We start from the raw sequence: 14,830 nt of genomic DNA, 5'->3' as shown, positions 1-14,830 counted from the left end.
CTAGCCACAAATTTGAAATTTCTTCATCATCTCTTCATCAACTCCCTCTAATAGCCCCCTATCCTTGAGTGTCTGCAGCACACTTGGCGTGCAATCTGTCTGCATGGGCCACTCTCTGGTATATCCATCAATCAAGCTTTTATCCGTCGCATCGATGAATACACTCTGCCCCAAAATCCTGACATCTCTTTTGGCATCAATATTATTCACAATCCTCCAAAGCAGCATATAAGGATTTTTTAGATCATTTCTATCAAAATCCACAAAAATCGCGATGCGCATGGATTTGAGAAGCGCAACATCTAGGGATTTAATGGACTCTAGCATATTTCTTTGCTTGCGCACACCTACGATGCAAATAGGAGCATTACTCTGCACAAAATATTGCTCTAGGCCTAAGACTTCCGGGATGCACTCCTGCAGGGCTGATAATAGATCCTCATTATTACAAAGAGAAAAATCTCTTTTGCACTCCTCTCCACTTGCATCCAGTCCCAATTTTCCACCAAATGCAAAATCATTGCTTGCATGATCAAGTGCATCACATACTCCCTCGCTAATGATGATATTTTTTACATCAAAGCGATTGAGAATGTACATCCCCAGGGCGTCAAAATCATGGAAATCCGGGGCATCTGCTCCCAGAAAAATGGCATGCTTGACAAAACTCATTTGCCCCACACCCCAAAAAGCATGCATCATCTGCTTGGCATGACCGGGATATTGCACATTCACTTTTGCAAAGATGAGATTGTGAAATACTCCATTTTCTGGCATATAATAATCCAATAAACCATGAGATGTTTTTTGTAACAATGGCAGAAAAATGCGCTCTGTCAATGCGCCAATATATTTATCTTCTAATGGCGGCTTGCCCACAACCGTGGCAGGAAAAATAGGGGAATGCTTCATTGTGATCGCAGTGACCTCCATCACAGGATAAGGCTCCATGGGAGTATAAAACCCCGTATGATCTCCAAAGGGCCCCTCTAATCTCATCACACCAGGATCCACCCAACCCTCAATTACAATATCTACATCCTCAGGGACATAGAGAGGATTAGTGATGCAGCGCACGGTGGATGCAGATTTGTTTCGGATAAAACCATAGAGCATCAATTCATACATCCCATAAGGCAAGGGCGCTTGCCCACACCAAGTATAGAGGGGATCTCCTCCCATTGCGATACTCACAGGCATTTTTTCTCCATGCCTTTGGTATTCATGAAAAAAATGCTGAGCATCTTTGTGGATCTGCCAATGCATGCCCAGATGATTCTTATCATAGACTTGCAAGCGATACATTCCAAGATTTTTTTTCCTACCATCTAGGCTTTGGGTATAAATCTGCCCCATGGTAATGAAGGGAGCTGCATCATGCTCCCATGTGGTCAAAATAGGCAATGCATACAAATCAACCTCTTGATCTCTATAAATTACCTCTTGGGATCTTGGCGCAAAGATTCTACGCTTTTTGGGGAAGATGTGACGCAGGGCAAAGATCTGCCTTGCTTTCTGAAAAAAATCTCTGAGATTTTTTGGAGGAGTAAGTTCTAGCAACTGATGGATGTCCCTTGCAATCTCATCACCACTCTTACCAAAAATCAGATTCAGGCGCTCCTGTGAACCAAAAAGATTCATCACTACAGGCATGGAAAAAGCCTTGTTGTTTTTTTTGTCGATGGGATGAGTAAAAAGCAGGGCCTTGCCACCACCAGACTTTTTTACCTCAAGATAGGCAAGGTGAGGAATTTCAAGATAAACATCTACGGGCTGCTCAATCAACCTTAATTGCCCCGCTTCTTGCAGGACATTAAGAAATTTTTGCAGCATTAAAACTCAACGCCAAGAGTAACGCCAATACGATTCATTCCCAAACGACCGCCACCTATGATCTTGGGTGCTTGATACACACCATCCACACCAAAGGTAAGGAAGCGAACGGAGGGGATATTAAACTTCACTCCATAATTAAACGCCGCAGCATTCTGAAGACCTATATTGTAAAATTTTGACCAGCTCACACCAATATAGGGAGTGATGGGAACCACAGGCATCTCAAATCCAATCAACCCACCTGCTTGCAAGTTGTAATAATTAGCCTTGCCCTGATAAATCACATCATACTTGACCTGTGGGGCGATGACAATACGCGAAATGCCAAACCATATCCTAGAATAACCACCAAAGGTGAATTTCGTGCCCTTGGTATTTTGGTAGCTAATATTTCCGCCGATTTCAGGACTTACTTGGAGAGAACCTATACTGAAGGCAAAAACACTGCTGGTAAACAAAACTAAACCCAAAATAATCTTTTTCATCTTGTTTCCTTTGAATAATTTACACCTGCAATCATATCCAAGAATTCTTATTTTTCAAAAATCACAGAGTCTGGATCAACGCTATTTCCATAGGCTGGCTTAAGAGTGGCATCATAGGCTTGTTTCATAAATCCCTCCTTGGTAAGCTTTGTGATCTCTTGATTGAGCCAATCCAAGAATTTTGCATCTCCCTTGACAATGGCAGGGGCGATCACATCCTGATTTCCCAGCTCTGCAATACCTACAGCAAAGGGTGGATTTTGTTTGGCCCAGGCAAATAATAGTGTATTATCATGTGCCAATGCCACACCCCTATCACTCTTTAATGCCAAGAATGCCTCAGTGTTTTGATCGTATTTAAGCAATTTTACTTCAGGATGATTTTTGCTGAAATAAAAATCTGCAGTTGTACCACGATCTACGATTAACGTCTGATCTTTGAGCTGGGAAATCGTGGTGATCTCACCATTTTTTGACACCACTCCCAAAGAAACCTTCATATAAGGCTTGGCAAAATCCACCACCTCTGCACGCTCTTTGGTTTTGGTGAAATTTGCCATAATCAAATCCACCTTCCCGCTTTTGAGAAATTCTATCCTGGCTGCAGCCTCCACGGGATAAAATTCTACCCTGCCCTTTTCTCCGAGTAAATCCTTAGCGATTCTTTTTGCAATATACACATCAAAACCATCAAATTCACCCTTAGCATCAACATAGCCAAAGGGAGGTTTATCACTAAATACCCCTACTCGAAGTACTCCTTTTTGCTTTATGAGATCAAAATTGCTTTGTTTTTCTTTATCTGAGGAGCAACCCCAAAACATCATCGTCATGAAAATAATAAATAAAAATGCGAATTTTTTCATATTTTTCCTCGTATAAAATTAAGATCCCTTCGGATCACGGTAGCATCATAACACATTTGCACTAAAATTCAAAAATGCTTAAAAATTTTTTAATTCTGTCATTGCCAGATTGTGTAAAAAACTCCTTTGGCGGAAGATTAGCAAGAATATTGCCCTTTTCAAAAAACAAAATTCTATCTGCAATCATGCTTGCAAATTTCAATTCATGGGTGACAATCACCATCGTCATCCCCTCTTTTGCCAGCTCCAAAACAATCTCTAAGACTTCTTTTACCATTTCTGGATCCAATGAAGCTGTGATCTCATCTAGCAGCAAAACCTCAGGATTTGTGCAGAGTGCACGCGCAATAGCAACCCTCTGCTTTTGTCCGCCGCTCAATTGCTTTGGCATGGCATGAATTTTGTCTTTCAAACCCATGCGAGTCAAGAGAACAATGGCCTCTTCCTCCACTTCTTGGCGCTGGCGTTTTTGTACTTTGAGTGGAGCAAGCAAGACATTTTCCAATACATCAATATGAGGAAAAAGCTCATAATTTTGAAACACCATCCCCACTTTTTGTCGCACCCCATGCCAGTCGTTTTTGAGATCTAGCTGCCTGCCATCAAGCCAAATTTCCCCTCCTTGGATGGATTCCAACCCATTCAAACAGCGCAAAAACGTGCTTTTACCACATCCACTCACCCCCAAAATCACAACCACCTCTCCCTTTTTGATCTGTACATCTAGGCCATTGAGCACAATCTGATTTTCTTGATAAAACTTGACTAATTTTTTTGTTTCCAAAACTATAGACATTTTCTTTCCTTAAAATCTTAGTTTTTTTTCTAATCGATCTCCAAAAAATGAAAGAAAATAACATAACACAAAATAAATAAAAAAAATCTCTCCATAGATAAAAAAACTTACTTGTGGAAACTCTAGGCTTTTTAGCTCGATGATTTGCTGACCAATCTTGAGAAGATCCATCACCCCGATCAATGAAACAAGTGCCGTAGTTTTGATCATACGTGTGGCAAGATTGAGGCTTGAGGGAAGCAGCTGCAAAAGAGTTTGCGGTAGAATTACAAAAAACTGAATCTGCAGGGCGCTAAGCCCTAGAGCCCTAGCACTTTGGGTCTGGTGAGGAGGGATGGAAGTAATGGCTCCACGCACCAAATCTCCAAACTCTGCAATACCCCAGAGACTAAAGACAATAATACTTGCTTGTAGAGCACTCAGTGAGAATAAAGAAGAAAAGCCAAAATACACAATAAAAAGCCATGCAATGATGGGAATAATGCGGATGGATTCTAAATACAGGCGGCAAAGAAAACGAAGTAGCAAAAAGGGGCTATTCATCAAAATGCCAAACAAAAACCCTCCGATAATGGAGAAAAAAATCGCTACCAAAGAAATATAAAGCGTATTTTTGATGCCATCAAGAATGCGAAGCAAGGTATGCACATCCCACAAAACTTCCACTACAAAATCCTTTTGTATCTGCGCTCTAACCAGAGAAAAAACAAAGACAGAGGCAGCAAAACAATCAAATAAGTGAGAATCAAAAGCAATAGGGTTTCTTTAGTTTTGTAATAAGTCCCAATCAAATCCTTGGTGACAAAAACAACATCTACAAGGGCGATGGCACTAACCACTGAAGTCTCTTTGAGCAAAAAAATTACATTGGCTGCTAGAGGAGGAAGTGCATAGATCAAACTTTGAGGCAAAATGACATAGCCCAGGATTTGCCTAGTGCTAAGCCCCAGGGCCTTGGCAGACTCAATCTGGCTTTTGGCGACAGATTCTAGACCCATGCGAAAACTCTCTGCCATATAGCTTCCGCCCAAAAAAATCACCCCAATTACCGCACAATGATAAGCATCAATCTTAATCCCCACTTGACCAAGGCCATAATACAAAAAAAACAAATGGATTAGCAGTGGCGTATTGCGTGAGAGTTCGATATAAAATTTTGCAATATTTTTCAAAAATCGCACCTGATAATAAAGCAAAAAGCTCACCAGCATGCCTAAAATCACGGCGCCTAAGATCCCAAAAAAAGAGATCTTTAATGTCAAAACAAGGGCTTTTGCAAATATGGGAATATTTGCAAAAACAAAACTCCAATCCAACCCCATCGATTTTTATACCCTTTGATGAAAATTTGTGCAAGAATGCGATGAATTTCTGTGCCTTGCTTACACCACCCCTTGATCAATCATTGCATCCGCGACCTTTCTAAAGCCCGCAATATTTGCACCCAACACCAAGTTTGTAGGGTCGCCAAATTCTTTTGCGGTCTGCGAAGCATTGAGAAAGATATTTTCCATAATAGAACGTAAATGAGAATCCACCTCTTCAAAACTCCACTTATGCATGCCCGCATTCTGCGCCATCTCCAATCCACTCACAGCCACACCACCAGCATTTGCAGCCTTGCCTGGGCCATAACAAATTTTTGCGCGCAAGAATAAATCCACTGCCTCTGCAGTGGAGGGCATATTTGCACCCTCACTGACACACTTACAACCATTGGCCAGCAAATTTTGGGCATCTTTTAGCGTGAGCTCATTTTCTGTGGCACTGGGGAAGGCTGCAAAACAAGGGACGCTCCACACAGCATGCGCATCCTCTTCATAATCTTCTACGCGAGTATATTCTGCTTGCGGACGCTGTTTTTTATATTCTTCCAAGCTTACGCGATGCACCTCTTTTAGCTCTTTGAGCAAGGAGAGGTCAATCCCCTCTTTGTCATAAATCATCCCCTTAGAATCGCTTATAGTCACGGGTTTTGCGCCTAGATGATAGAGCTTTTCAATCGTGTATATGGCCACATTTCCACTGCCAGAAACACTGCAGATTTTTCCCTCTAGACTCTCACCACGATCCTTTAGCATTTCTTCTGCAAAATACACAGCGCCATATCCTGTGGCCTCAGGGCGCACAAGACTGCCTCCCCAATTTAATCCCTTGCCAGTGAATACTCCCTCAAAGCGATTGGTAAGCTTACGATATTGTCCAAACAAAAAGCCAATCTCTCTGCCTCCCACACCAATATCACCAGCGGGAACATCAGTATGCGCGCCAATGTGACGATAAAGCTCATTCATAAATGCCTGGCAAAAGCGCATGATCTCCCCTGTGCTTTTGCCCTTGGGATCAAAATCACTCCCCCCCTTGCCTCCTCCCATACCAAGAGTGGTGAGAGAATTTTTGAATATCTGCTCAAAACCCAAAAATTTGATAATCCCCTGCCTTACGCTGGGATGAAATCGCAATCCTCCTTTGTAGGGTCCAATGGCATTATTAAACTCAATGCGATAGCCGCGATTGACATGCACCTTGCCACGATCATCCACCCAAGTGATGCGAAAGCCAATCTCTCGATCTGGTACGATGAGGCGCTCCAAAATCGCATAATCTCTGTATTTGTGTTCTTTTTCTAGCACAAAGCGCAGAGAGGAGACCACTTCTCTTACTGCTTGGTGGAATTCAACTTGGTCGGGATTTTCTTTTTTTACTCTTTGGATAATGGAATCTACGTAGTTGTTCATGCTGCTCCTTAGAAAAGTGAATTGGATCTATTCTATCAGAAAATGAAATTTTTTCTAAAAAAACCTCTACACTTTTTGAAAAAAACCCCGGATCTACTCAAGAATTTTCCTCAGCATTTTGTGCCTCTTGCTTGATGGCAATCTGAAAAATTTTACCTGCTTCATCATGGAGCGCGATCCACCCCCCATGCGCCTCCACAATCTGCAAACTCAGGGCTAAACCTAGTCCATTACCCTTAAATTTTGTCGTAGCAAAGGGTTCAAACAAAAGATTTTTATTCTCAATGGGTTTGCCATTATCTTTGATAAAAAAATACAGCCTCCCATTCTCTTTTTGTGTCCAGATTTTGATAGAACCTCTTTGACACTCCCCATCTTCAATGGCATCAATGGCATTGTAGATAAAATTTTGCAGCACAATGCCCATCAAATCAAAATCAAAATCCCCCACAAAATCAAACCCCTCATAATCCACAAAAATCTCTTTTGTGTAGGTATATTGCTCAATGATATGCTCCAACTCCTCTTGCAATTGGCTCAAATGATGGGGTTGGCGGGTGATATTCAGACCCCGGGAAAATAATAGCGTAGCTTTGATCTGCCGCTCCACGCGATACAGGGATTTCTGCAATTCAAAAATAATGGGCTTTATTGGGGCATCGACTTTTTTGAGCAATGTGGAAGCCAAAAGAGAAATGGAGCCAATGGGATTGCGAATCTCATGAGCTAGGTGCGCAGAAATCTGCCCCATTGCTGCTAGACGCTCTTGACGTTTTTGTGCGGTGATGTCTGTGGCAGTGATGATTTGTTTGTCCTTTAGCACATTACCCTGCAGTAAATAAGTCTTTTTCTTGTAGTCCAGCTCTTGGGGGAAATTCCCTGCGTTTTGCAAAATATCTTGGATTTGCTCAGCCTGGGTGTTGCGATAAAAAATCGAATTATTGTCATTGAATACCCAAATTGCCTGGGGCATGATCTCAATGACCCACTCATACAGCGCCTTATAATCTTTGAACTCCTTTTCAATCTTATAGCTCTGCAAAATAAATTCATTCAGCAAATCTAACAGCTCTTGCTTATCCTTAGCATCAAAACTTTGCAAAAGATTGGCATCAAAAACATTTTCCTGATCAAGGTTTTGCGATCCATCAGAGGGTGCATCCTGTAAAAGTGGGGAATTTTGTGCCGCAGGATTTTGGGATAGGGGATCTTGAGGGAAATTCTTTGCTGCAAGATTTTCAATCCCAGAAGCAGCAGAGGTCATGAGATTTTTGGCTGCTGGAGAATGGGAATTCTTAAGCTTGGTTACTACAGCTGTTAGATTCCCAGCCTTTCTACCCCTTCTCTGTTTTTTTTCTTTCACCGCTTGTTTGCCTGCTGTTCTTTGAGATAATCAAAAAGCATTTGACTATAGCCAAATCCACCGCTTAGCTGCCCTGCCAATGTATCTTTATACATGCCTTGATAGATTTCATTTCCCGCCTCCTTGGGATAGAGGGGATTCTCCATTTTTAGCGCGGTATCTAGCAGAGTCTTGAGAATCAAAGATTCAAATGCATCTGTTTGCTCTCTGAGCTTTGCATCATTTTCACTAGGCCTTACTCTCAGATCTTTTTTTTGCGCTGCCATTAGAGTATTAGAAACATCTACTTTCATCACAACACCTCAATTTCTGCACTAATTGCGCCACTTTGTTTCATCGCACCTAAGATTGAAATCATTCTCTTTGGCTTCACTCCCATTTTTTGCAATGCCCGCACCACACTTGCAATCGTAGTAGGCTTGCCATTTGAGCTAATGAGATTATATTTTTTATCCAGCAATGCTTCATTATCCAACTTTTCAGACTCATTTTCATTGAGAAAATCCTTGATCACTTTGATGGTGAGATCCCCGCTGCTTACGACCACAGGATGCACAATGATATCCACTCCGGCCACGATGATGCCCGATTTTTCATCAATGATGATACGCTCACGATTGCTATAATCCACATTAATCTCCTGCACAAGTGCTAAGAACTCAACAGAAGAAAGCCCCTCTGGCTTTAGCACCTTGATGGTGCGAGGATCGATTGCCTTTGCCAATCCCTTGCCAAAAGTTTTATTTAAAATATTTTGCACTTTAATGGCATTTTGAAAATTTGTCTGCTTGAGGCTTAGGGTTAATCCATTTTTATTGTAGATATCAAAGGCCACTTCCTTTTCCACCGTTGCCCCATTGCTAATTACTGCGCTCAAGGCATTTTCTGAGCTACCCAAGGTCACATTGCCCTGTGCAACAGCATAGATATTCCCATCCACTGCACTCAGCGGAGTCAGAATCAATGTCCCCCCCTCAATAGATTTGGCATCCCCAATGGAGGCAATCTGAATATCAAGCTTATCGCCCTGCCTTGCAAAAGGCGGCAGAGTTGCAGTAATCATTACTGCAGCGACATTTCTGGATTTGATGTCTTTGGGAGATACTTTGATATTCATGCTCTCTAGCATATTTGCCACAGACTGCATGGTAAATTTTGAACTCGTCTTATCCCCCGTGCCATTGAGTCCAATCACCAGGCCATAACCAATGAGTTGATTGTCTCTCACTCCCACGATATTAGCAATGTCTCCGATCTTCTCGCCAAACAAACAAGCAAAAAACACAAAAAATGCAAAAATATTTTTCATTGATTCCCACACCCTTGATTTATTTTCATAGGCCTGGAAGCAACAAGCATTCCATTTTGCCACTTCAACACGCACCTTGCAGCAACTGCTTTGTGACTGCAATTGTAAGGGCCATTTTTGCAGCGATCTTTCTCACCCCATCGTTTCCCCTGTAAGAGTGTGACAGGTTGTGTGCATTGACGTGCTGATGCGCGGGATTAGGGGGTAGACGCAGTAAATGTATGACAGGGATGTGGGGGGGGGCAGATTGATGAGCGCTGGTGTGCTGATGTGCAAAAATTTAGCGATTTTTTAGAGGAGATTTGGGGGATCTTTTTTGAGATAAGTTGGCAGTACCCAAGAATCTTTCTTTTATCAAATCCTTAATTTTTTAGTATAATCCTGGCCTAAATTTTGAAAATCAAAGAGATGGCTTCCAAAATGAAAAAACTATTTCTTGCATTCCTTCTCACCTTCCAGATCTCACACGCCATGGAAGAACAAAGAGATGCATTTCAACAGATAGGAGATGTGCTCAGACTTATGCCCATATTTGTGGGTGTAGTATCGCTGGGGATGAGAGATTATCGCGGTTTTGGAGAATTAGCGCTCGGTGCACTTGCCACACAGGGAGTCATCCAAATCATGAAATTTAGCTTCCAGCGCGCGCATGACAAGGGCTATGATGTAGAATTTGCCAAGCGCCCCTGCTGTGATAGCTACAAGGGCATGCCAAGTGGACACTCAGGCGGCGCCTTTAGCGCTGCTGCTTTTGTTTATTATCGCTATGGCTGGAAGCCCGCAATTCCTGTGACGATTTTGGCCTTTGTGACAGCAGCATCCCGCGTGTATGCGCGCAAGCACACCATCTGGCAGGTAATGGTAGGAGGAGCGATCGCCTGGGGACTTGGCTACTTATTTACCTCCAAATACAAACCCAAAAGCAATCTCACAATCCTGCCCAGCGTGGGAATGGATAGATGGGGAGGCATGGAATACGCCGCTCACATCCATTATAGATTTTGATTCTCTCTACATCTAGAGCAGATACCGATGAAAATGGCATTAACATCATAGATCTTATAGCTTGTCACCCCGCTGCATTGATGCAAAATATCTGAGAGATTGAGATAAACATCCTCGAGTTTTCCGCATTTCTCACAGGAGACATGGACGTGCTTATCGCAGGCAAGCTCGTATTTTTGCTTTTGAGAAGGCGCTTTGACTTCTCTTAAAATATTTGCCTCATGCAAGGAAGCAATATTTTTATACACCGTGGCAAGGGAGATCGAGGGATGGTTTCTCTTGATATTGTCATAAATCTCCTCGATCCCAATATGACCCTTCTTGTAAATTGTATTCAAGATTGCCATTCTCTGGGGGGTAACTTTTAATTTTTTGTTCTTCAGTTGCGATTCAAAATTCATTATTGATTCCTTAATTTTTGAGTTTTTGAGAACGCCCCTTCTCGCAAAACAAGAAGAAGAATTCTAAATAGACCCCAAAAAAACAGGGGGAATTACACTTTTGTTAGCCCCAATAAGACCTAAAAATCCCAATAGGACGCAAAAGATCAAGATTTGATTCTAAACTCTTATTCTTAATCCTTGGTTTTTTTGTGTTAGAATTTAATATTTTTTAATCCAAACATCATAAACAAAGATCGAAAAAAAGACTGATTCAATGAAGGAGAAAATGTGTTTGATACTTTAGGAAACACCTTTAGAAACATTGTGGGAAAAATCCGTTTCAACGATGATGAGAATTCCCTAAATCGGGCGTTAGATGAACTCAAAAAAGCATTGCTCAAAAATGATGTCCACCACAAGGTGACAAAGGAAATCATCCAACAAGTCCAAAGCAAGACCAAAGCACTTGGCATTGGAAAACAGAACTTTTTAGATTCTTTGCAAGAGGCAATTTTATCCATCTTGCAATCTAGTAAAAATTATGGATTTGTCTTTGCTAGCAAGCCTCCCACCATAATATTGATGACAGGCTTACAAGGAAGCGGAAAAACCACCACGAGTGCAAAACTTGCCAACTATCTCAAAACAAAAAACAAAAAAGTCTTACTTGCGGCATGTGATTTGCAGCGTCTTGCAGCAGTAAAGCAGCTACAAAGTCTTGGAGAAAAAATCGAAGTGGAAGTATTTCATGTTCAAGATGCAAAGAGTCCAATAGAGGTCGCCAAACGCGCCAAAGAAAAAGCCATGGGGCATCAATATGATGTATTAATCATCGATACTGCAGGGCGTTTGGCCATCGATGATACATTAATGCAAGAGCTCACTGACATCAAAGCCGCCATTAATCCTGATGAGATTTTTTATGTGGCAGATTCTCTAAGCGGGCAAGATGGCGTACGCACTGCAGATCTCTTCAATCAAAAACTTGATGTTAGCGGAGTGATTTTAAGCAAGTTTGATAGTGATTCCAAAGGTGGAATTGCCTTGTCTATAGCCTATCAAATTGGTCTACCTCTGCGATTCATTGGGACGGGAGAGAAAATCCCTGATTTTGATATTTTCCTGCCCGATCGCATTGTTTCTCGCCTCATGGGTGCGGGGGATATCGCGACTTTGGCGGAAAAAACTGCCAGCATCATCGACCAAAAAGAAGCCAAAGATCTCACCAGGAAAATCAAAAAAGGTCAGTTTACTTTTATGGATTTTGTCGCACAAATTGAAAATATCAAAAAACTAGGATCGCTAAGCTCCATTGTCTCTATGATACCTGGGATCGGAAATATGGCAAGCGCACTCAAAAACGTAGATCTAGAAAATCATAGCGAAATCAAAAACATCAAGGCCATGGTGAATTCCATGACACCAAAGGAGCGAGAAAATCCAGACTTGCTCAATGGCAGTAGGCGCAGGCGCATCGCGATGGGCTGCGGGCTTGAGGTAAGCGATATTAATCGCATCATCAAACAGTTTGACAATGCCTCAAAGATTGCAAAAAGATTTTCCAACAAATCAGGAATGCAGGATTTGATGAGTATGATAGGGCAGATGCAAAACGCAAAAAGATAGTGAAAAACCTGGGTTTTTGTGTATAATACGGCGTCTAGAATAGAATTCATACCTTAGGAGTTTATATGGCAACAGTAATTCGATTGACAAGAATGGGAAGAAAGAAAAAACCTTTTTATCGCATCGTCGTTACGGATTCTAGGAAAAGGAGAGATGGTGGCTGGATTGAATCCATCGGGTTTTATAATCCTCTAGCAAACCCAGTGGTAGTGAAATTTGACGCAGAGCGCCTGAGCTATTGGAAGGGCGTGGGGGCAAAAATGAGCGAGCGTGTTGAAAAACTTACCAAATAAGAATTCCTCTTCTATGATTCAAGATTTTTTGACTGCCTATGTGAAAAAAATTGTAGAAAAACCTGAAGTCATTTCGGTGCAAGAAACCAAAACTGAGGATGGCTATGATTTTGTCATTTTTGCAGCCAATTGCGATGTGGGTAGGATTATTGGTAAAGAAGGGAAAATGATCTCATCCATCAAAGCTTTTATTTCGGGTTGCAAAGCCAAGAATGGGCTGAACTACCGCGTATCTGCCAAAGCAATCGATGAATAATGTCCCCACCTCTCCCTCAGAACTAATTGAAGTTGCAAAACTTGGGAGAAGCGTAGGACTTGATGGCGGGATGAAATGCCAACTCCTCACGGATTTTCCCGAGATTTTCCAAAATGGACATTTTTTTTTCGTATTTTCCCCCATCAAAAGATCTAACATCCCCCTCACACTCAAGAAATTTCTCCCACAAAAGCAAATCATCCAGTTTGACCAGATTACAAATCCCGAATATGCCAAGCATTTCACCAACCAAATCCTCTATGCAACACTGGAGGATACCAGAAAATTCTGCCATCTTGCAAAAGAAGAATTTTTCTGGTTTGATATCATTGGCTGCAGCGTTATAGAATCTGACAAAACCCTGGGTATAGTAAAAGATATTTTGCGCATCGCAAACACCGACTATCTTGTGATAAAGACCCATCAAAGCCTAACCCCTCCCCATTCCAAAGAATTTTTACTCCCCTATTTGCAGCATTTTATCCTCTATGCAGATCCATTGAAAAAAATCATCACCACGCAAAATGCCAAGGCGATCTTGGAGACTAGCTGATGCATTTTCATTTTTTTACCCTCTTTCCTCAAATTATCGCGCCCTATTTTTCCCAGTCTATCCTCAAACTCGCCAAGGAAAAAAATCTCATTCGCATCCAGATCACCAATATCAGGGATTTTGCCTCCCCTCCTCATTTCAAGGTGGATAACGCACAAGTTGGAGGAGGTGCTGGCCAGATCATCGATCTTGAGATCTTGCAGCTAGCCTTGAATCCCATCAAAAACACTCATCACATCATCTTTCTCACCCCATGCGGCAAGGCCTTTAACCAAAATGATGCGGTGCGACTGGCAAAAACCAAAAAAAACATCGCCCTTGTCTGTGGGAGGTATGAGGGCTTTGATGAGCGTGCCATCGAGCTTTATGCCAATGAAGTTTTTAGCATCGGGGACTTCATCCTCACAGGCGGGGAGCTTGCTGCGCTTTGTTTGTGTGATAGCATCGCTAGACAAATCCCTCAGGTGCTAGGAAATACCAAATCTCTGCAAGGGGAAAGCTTTGAGCAACATCTTCTTGAGGCGCCTGTTTTTTCCAAATCCAAAATCAAATCCGAAAAAAATGCAAAAAAAACTCCTCCTTCAGAGTATTCAAAGGGAAATCATAGTATAATGCAGGATTTAAAGCTGGATCTAGCATTAGCAAAAACTAAATATTTTAGACCAGATCTCTTCCAATTATGGAAATTCTACAAGAAGGGCAAAAGATGAAAAATAGATACATTGAGAGTTTTGAAAAAGCTCAAATCGGCGACAGGAAAGTACCTCATTTCAAAGCAGGTGACACCCTCAAGCTCGGCATCCAAATCAAAGAAGGGGAAAAAACCCGCATCCAGCATTTTGAGGGTCTCTGCATTGCGATTCGCGGCAATGGAGTAGACAGAACCTTCACAGTGAGAAAAATAGGTGCTAACAACATAGGAGTAGAAAAAACCTTCCCTCTTTATAGCGCAAGCCTACAGAGCATCGATGTCTTGAGAATTGGCAGGGTGCGCAGAGCAAAGCTTTATTATCTCAGAGACAGAAAAGGAAAAGCCGCCAGAGTCAAAGAGCTCAGAAAATAATCGTGTATGCGCCCCGCATACACTCCCCTTTTTTCAAGCTTTCATCGAAGTTTTGTATTCAAAAAATCTCCAAAAATTTTAACTTGCCTTCAGCCACGACTAAAATCAAGGCTCAAAGTCCCAAATGTTACCTCTTAATTCTCATCAATTCCACAAATATTCTATGCAGTAGAATTTTGCAATGGCATAACCCCATAACCTCGCAATCTTGCAATACCCCCTGAATCCCAATCCCCTGATTAAAATTCTAATGACTTT

General features: G+C 41.8%; 18 protein-coding genes. 7 read left to right on the top strand and 11 right to left on the bottom strand.

Annotated elements, in window-relative coordinates; all coding sequences use genetic code 11:
* From DQN48_RS01965 to DQN48_RS01920, 10 genes are all read right to left on the bottom strand, one after another.
* Entirely contained in the window at positions 1-1,833 is a 1,833-nt protein-coding gene (locus DQN48_RS01965) for a menaquinone biosynthesis decarboxylase (protein ID WP_013022706.1), read from the bottom strand.
* Positions 1,833-2,321, bottom strand: coding sequence for a hypothetical protein (locus tag DQN48_RS01960; protein ID WP_013022705.1), 489 nt, complete (start codon positions 2,319-2,321; stop codon positions 1,833-1,835). The genes DQN48_RS01965 and DQN48_RS01960 overlap by 1 nt, the downstream gene beginning before the upstream one ends.
* 47 nt (positions 2,322-2,368) lie before the next feature.
* A complete protein-coding gene (locus tag DQN48_RS01955) occupies positions 2,369-3,187 on the bottom strand; it encodes a cysteine ABC transporter substrate-binding protein (protein ID WP_013022704.1) in 819 nt (272 codons plus the stop codon).
* Between the two features lie 61 nt (positions 3,188-3,248).
* Positions 3,249-3,983 (bottom strand): amino acid ABC transporter ATP-binding protein, encoded by a 735-nt coding sequence (locus tag DQN48_RS01950; RefSeq protein WP_013022703.1) that lies wholly within the window; start codon positions 3,981-3,983, stop codon positions 3,249-3,251.
* 9 nt (positions 3,984-3,992) lie between these two features.
* Entirely contained in the window at positions 3,993-4,649 is a 657-nt protein-coding gene (locus DQN48_RS01945; protein WP_013022702.1) for an ABC transporter permease subunit, read from the bottom strand.
* Complete coding sequence (locus DQN48_RS01940) at positions 4,649-5,305, bottom strand: amino acid ABC transporter permease (RefSeq protein ID WP_013022701.1); 657 nt, start codon at positions 5,303-5,305, stop codon at positions 4,649-4,651. Before DQN48_RS01940 ends, DQN48_RS01945 begins: the two co-directional genes overlap by 1 nt.
* A 60-nt stretch (positions 5,306-5,365) precedes the next feature.
* Positions 5,366-6,721, bottom strand: a complete 1,356-nt coding sequence (gdhA, locus tag DQN48_RS01935) for an NADP-specific glutamate dehydrogenase (protein WP_013022700.1) — start codon at positions 6,719-6,721, stop codon at positions 5,366-5,368.
* 97 nt (positions 6,722-6,818) lie between these two features.
* The gene (locus DQN48_RS01930) at positions 6,819-8,084 is read right to left on the bottom strand and encodes a sensor histidine kinase (protein ID WP_013022699.1); all 1,266 of its coding nucleotides are present in this window, start codon (positions 8,082-8,084) and stop codon (positions 6,819-6,821) included.
* Entirely contained in the window at positions 8,081-8,350 is a 270-nt protein-coding gene (locus tag DQN48_RS01925; protein ID WP_081441307.1) for a Rod binding protein, read from the bottom strand. The genes DQN48_RS01930 and DQN48_RS01925 overlap by 4 nt, the downstream gene beginning before the upstream one ends.
* Positions 8,351-8,376: 26 nt before the next feature.
* Positions 8,377-9,393, bottom strand: a complete 1,017-nt coding sequence (locus tag DQN48_RS01920) for a flagellar basal body P-ring protein FlgI (protein WP_013022697.1) — start codon at positions 9,391-9,393, stop codon at positions 8,377-8,379.
* A gap of 420 nt (positions 9,394-9,813) precedes the next feature.
* On the opposite strand from DQN48_RS01920, the gene DQN48_RS01915 reads away from it, so the two are divergent.
* Positions 9,814-10,398, top strand: a complete 585-nt coding sequence (locus tag DQN48_RS01915) for a phosphatase PAP2 family protein (protein ID WP_407646380.1) — start codon at positions 9,814-9,816, stop codon at positions 10,396-10,398.
* Here the strand turns inward: DQN48_RS01915 and DQN48_RS01910 are convergent.
* Positions 10,386-10,799, bottom strand: coding sequence for a Fur family transcriptional regulator (locus DQN48_RS01910; RefSeq protein ID WP_013022695.1), 414 nt, complete (start codon positions 10,797-10,799; stop codon positions 10,386-10,388). The genes DQN48_RS01915 and DQN48_RS01910 overlap by 13 nt on opposite strands.
* A 270-nt stretch (positions 10,800-11,069) precedes the next feature.
* On the opposite strand from DQN48_RS01910, the gene ffh reads away from it, so the two are divergent.
* The 6 genes from ffh (at position 11,070) to rplS (ending at position 14,572) form a co-directional block, all read left to right on the top strand.
* A complete protein-coding gene (gene ffh / locus DQN48_RS01905; RefSeq protein WP_013022694.1) occupies positions 11,070-12,407 on the top strand; it encodes a signal recognition particle protein in 1,338 nt (445 codons plus the stop codon).
* Between the two features lie 65 nt (positions 12,408-12,472).
* Positions 12,473-12,700, top strand: a complete 228-nt coding sequence (gene rpsP, locus DQN48_RS01900; protein ID WP_013022693.1) for a 30S ribosomal protein S16 — start codon at positions 12,473-12,475, stop codon at positions 12,698-12,700.
* 13 nt (positions 12,701-12,713) lie between these two features.
* Complete coding sequence (locus DQN48_RS01895) at positions 12,714-12,956, top strand: KH domain-containing protein (RefSeq protein ID WP_013022692.1); 243 nt, start codon at positions 12,714-12,716, stop codon at positions 12,954-12,956.
* Entirely contained in the window at positions 12,949-13,509 is a 561-nt protein-coding gene (gene rimM / locus DQN48_RS01890; protein WP_013022691.1) for a ribosome maturation factor RimM, read from the top strand. The genes DQN48_RS01895 and rimM overlap by 8 nt, the downstream gene beginning before the upstream one ends.
* Positions 13,509-14,219: a tRNA (guanosine(37)-N1)-methyltransferase TrmD gene (gene trmD, locus DQN48_RS01885; protein WP_013022690.1), complete on the top strand. Its 711-nt coding sequence runs from the start codon at positions 13,509-13,511 to the stop codon at positions 14,217-14,219. The genes rimM and trmD overlap by 1 nt, the downstream gene beginning before the upstream one ends.
* Entirely contained in the window at positions 14,216-14,572 is a 357-nt protein-coding gene (gene rplS, locus DQN48_RS01880; RefSeq protein WP_013022689.1) for a 50S ribosomal protein L19, read from the top strand. The genes trmD and rplS overlap by 4 nt, the downstream gene beginning before the upstream one ends.
* Positions 14,573-14,830: the final 258 nt, after the last annotated feature.

Origin of the sequence: Helicobacter mustelae (genome assembly GCF_900476215.1) — a bacterium.
Lineage (GTDB): Bacteria > Campylobacterota > Campylobacteria > Campylobacterales > Helicobacteraceae > Helicobacter_H > Helicobacter_H mustelae.
Note: the sequence above shows the minus strand (reverse complement) of the source record. Positions and strands in the feature narration are given on the sequence as shown.

Bases quoted from the DNA above. Each gene is read 5' to 3' on its own strand.
- rplS (WP_013022689.1), top strand. From the start codon at position 14,216: ATGAAAAATAGATACATTGAGAGTTTTGAAAAAGCTCAAATCGGCGAC.
- DQN48_RS01950 (WP_013022703.1), bottom strand. From the start codon at position 3,983: ATGTCTATAGTTTTGGAAACAAAAAAATTAGTCAAGTTTTATCAAGAA.
- rpsP (WP_013022693.1), top strand. From the start codon at position 12,473: ATGGCAACAGTAATTCGATTGACAAGAATGGGAAGAAAGAAAAAACCT.
- DQN48_RS01955 (WP_013022704.1), bottom strand. From the start codon at position 3,187: ATGAAAAAATTCGCATTTTTATTTATTATTTTCATGACGATGATGTTT.
- DQN48_RS01910 (WP_013022695.1), bottom strand. From the start codon at position 10,799: ATGAATTTTGAATCGCAACTGAAGAACAAAAAATTAAAAGTTACCCCC.
- DQN48_RS01915 (WP_407646380.1), top strand. From the start codon at position 9,814: ATGAAAAAACTATTTCTTGCATTCCTTCTCACCTTCCAGATCTCACAC.
- DQN48_RS01895 (WP_013022692.1), top strand. From the start codon at position 12,714: ATGATTCAAGATTTTTTGACTGCCTATGTGAAAAAAATTGTAGAAAAA.
- rimM (WP_013022691.1), top strand. From the start codon at position 12,949: ATGAATAATGTCCCCACCTCTCCCTCAGAACTAATTGAAGTTGCAAAA.
- trmD (WP_013022690.1), top strand. From the start codon at position 13,509: ATGCATTTTCATTTTTTTACCCTCTTTCCTCAAATTATCGCGCCCTAT.
- DQN48_RS01925 (WP_081441307.1), bottom strand. From the start codon at position 8,350: ATGGCAGCGCAAAAAAAAGATCTGAGAGTAAGGCCTAGTGAAAATGAT.
- gdhA (WP_013022700.1), bottom strand. From the start codon at position 6,721: ATGAACAACTACGTAGATTCCATTATCCAAAGAGTAAAAAAAGAAAAT.
- DQN48_RS01940 (WP_013022701.1), bottom strand. From the start codon at position 5,305: ATGGGGTTGGATTGGAGTTTTGTTTTTGCAAATATTCCCATATTTGCA.
- DQN48_RS01960 (WP_013022705.1), bottom strand. From the start codon at position 2,321: ATGAAAAAGATTATTTTGGGTTTAGTTTTGTTTACCAGCAGTGTTTTT.
- DQN48_RS01920 (WP_013022697.1), bottom strand. From the start codon at position 9,393: ATGAAAAATATTTTTGCATTTTTTGTGTTTTTTGCTTGTTTGTTTGGC.
- DQN48_RS01965 (WP_013022706.1), bottom strand. From the start codon at position 1,833: ATGCTGCAAAAATTTCTTAATGTCCTGCAAGAAGCGGGGCAATTAAGG.